This window comes from Okeania sp. SIO2B9, from assembly GCF_010672505.1.
GTDB classification, from domain to species: Bacteria; Cyanobacteriota; Cyanobacteriia; order Cyanobacteriales; family Microcoleaceae; genus Okeania; species Okeania hirsuta.
Genome location: NZ_JAAHGK010001069.1, coordinates 1 through 2,709, shown reverse-complemented (window position 1 = coordinate 2,709; position 2,709 = coordinate 1). Strand labels below are relative to the sequence as shown.

Genomic DNA, 2,709 nt, shown 5'->3' with positions numbered 1-2,709 from the left:
AATCTCGACGGTTTAACCCGGCAACTTGAGCTGCTTTTTCTTGAGAAATTTCCCCTTTTTGATACCAATATATAGCTGCTGCTAAACGCATATCTTGAACAAATTCTTCAGGAGCTAAACGACGGGCAGAAAAAATTTCTTCTGGTAAATTAATAGTAATTTCTGACATGGTTATTTATGTACAATCACTGGGATTTAATCATATAAAGTAGAAGTTTTGATGGATATTTGAGACAATATCCTAATAACAATATTACCATTATTTCTGCTAAAAACCTAATCCTTTTTTCCAGGCCAATATTCCCTCTAGGGTCAAATATGTTAACCTAATAAGCATGAAATTAAAACCTGAAAAATACGATAGATGCACAAACCTTTATGAAATACCTAATTGACTTCAGAATAGTGGTTAACTTAACTCCTTATTATGGTTGCTAGTGTTAGTTACTAATTTTCTGACAAAGAAAGATTACGAAACTCAACCTTGATACCGTTTTTGTAGTAAGAACTTTCTAACCATGAACTAATTTGAAAAACTTCTATATTGTTGACTTCAATTGACACATTATCAAAAGTAATAGTAGCTTCTATCGGTACGTCTGTTATCAAATTATTGCTAACAATACCTCCTCTGCCACTATATGTTCCTAATTCAACTCGTGTTGCTATATATTCTTGACCTGCCTCAAATATCCTACTTCTCCAAGTTCCAGAATAATTTGAATGCAAATTGAACTTAACGTTTTCTTGTTTGCTTGTGATTAATAGAGTACAGCTAATTGTTTGACTGTTTGGACTAACATTAGATTTTTGGCAACCCTTAAGTTCATAGACAAGACCTTGAGCTTCAAAGGGCGCTAAGGATGATGCTGAAGTCGAAGTTGTTTCAATTGTGTCAGTTGTTTCAATTGAAGGACTTGTGACAGTTGTCGAAGTTGGGGTATTGGTACGATTTTTCAAATCTTTGTTTTCAACTTCCAGTTCTTGTATCCTCTCGTTTAGTTCATCCTTTTCATTCTGAGAACTTTTTAGTTGATTTTCCAGTTCAGTTTGATTAGCTGTTAGTTTCTCAACTTGTGTCTCTAGTTCCAAAAGTCTTGATGAATCTGGAGTTTCATTTAACCCTACCAATTGAGGAAGGTTAGCCACAATATATTGTCTAAGTTTATAACCGCCAAAAGCAGCTAAGGGAGCTACTACAATTATTAGTATTACGGCAAAAGTAAAATAATTTTGCCATTGCCGTTTTTGAAATTCTCTACTCACTTGTTTACGAACCTCCTCAATATCATTTTCACGAAGTAAATCTGATAATCCTAATTCTGCTAAAGTCTCTCGAACAGAGTCAATTGTAATTCTACCTTCAAGTTCATTTCTCCTGTGAGAAAGTCTTTCTACTAATTTTTTAAATTCATCCTCACTCAAACTATTTTTAGCCATTTGATTTAACCTCTACTTTTTACTTTCTCCAAACTTTAATTGTCTGGTCTCTACCACTACTAATTACTGTTTTTCCATCTGGACTCATGGCAATAGATGTAACTCCCCGACGATGTTCTTCAGGAAAAAGTTGTGATTCTTTATCTGAAAGTTTCCAATCTAAAATTTTTCCATCTTCACCCCCACTGATTAAATTTTTACCATCTGGACTAAACATCAAACAAGTAACAGCCTTTGAGTGCTGTCTTAGCTCATCTGTTTCTCCCTTACCAAGGTTCCACAATTTAATGCTGTTATCCTTACCACCACTAGCAAGCAATTTTCCGTCAGGACTAAAAACAACAGTAATAACAGCATCTTTATGCTTTTTCAGCGTACCTAGACACTCTCCATCTGCAATATTCCAAACCTTGATAGTTTTATCGTAACTACAGCTTGCCAAAAATAGTTTGTTTTTGGGGTGAAAAGCTACACAAGTAACTTTATCTGAGTGTCCTGATAACTTAGCTATTTCCTTTCCTGTTTCCACATCCCATAATTTAATATCCTGATTATCGCTAGCTGCCAGAACTTTTCCATCTGGACTAAAAGTAACCGAGTCAAAACCTTCAAAGTCAAAAAAATTACTCAAAAGAGTTTTGCCTAATTCGTGAATTGGATTAGTTTCTCCAAAACGCCAAACTTTTATTTGATAGCTTTTGCAAGCAGCAAATTTCTGACCATCTGGACTAATTGCTACAGAGGTAAACCATAAATCTGTAGGGTGTGAGGTATAAATTTCTTGTTGTATTCTCCAGGTTTTTTTCTGATTATCCCAAAGTTTAATAATTTGGTCTCCACCACTGATAAAATATTCCTGGTTTTGATTTGGACTAAAAGCTACCTTTAACCCTTGCTTCATTGTATTCTGTTCAGAAAAATCGATCATCGGCTTTGCCAAATTATCAATTAGACTAATTCCAGTAGATTGAAACACAGTCTCACTGAAATAATTCTCTGTAAAGCTAGCAATACATTGCCAGTCAAACTGCTTAATTGCTCTTACTATAGCCTTAATAGCTTCATCATCCCACTGTTGATAAATAGCATCGGCAATTTGGATACGACCAATATAATCTGCCTCAATCTTATCAACAACATTTTTACCTGCAATATCATTAATCAAACTTATAACAGTGTCAATGCTATTAGCACTCATTAGATAGGGCAAGTTTTCCAAATCAGCATCAGTATGTTTACCCTCAGCAATTCTAAAGCGAATTGCTGAGA

General features: G+C 34.6%; 2 protein-coding genes and 1 pseudogene. All 3 read right to left on the bottom strand.

From position 1 onward, the window contains the following. Window positions 1-169: UPF0175 family protein (locus F6K13_RS27320; protein ID WP_287289027.1), on the bottom strand; the 169-nt coding region annotated here is incomplete at its 3' end. Between the two features lie 278 nt (window positions 170-447). Beyond that, window positions 448-1,440 carry a hypothetical protein gene (locus tag F6K13_RS27315; protein ID WP_287289025.1) on the bottom strand — a complete coding sequence of 331 codons (993 nt, stop codon included), beginning with the start codon at window positions 1,438-1,440 and terminating at the stop codon, window positions 448-450. Between the two features lie 19 nt (window positions 1,441-1,459). Beyond that, window positions 1,460-2,709 (bottom strand): annotated as a pseudogene (locus tag F6K13_RS27310) (hypothetical protein); the annotation flags it as partial.

Bases quoted from the DNA above. Each gene is read 5' to 3' on its own strand.
- F6K13_RS27315 (WP_287289025.1), bottom strand. From the start codon at position 1,440: ATGGCTAAAAATAGTTTGAGTGAGGATGAATTTAAAAAATTAGTAGAA.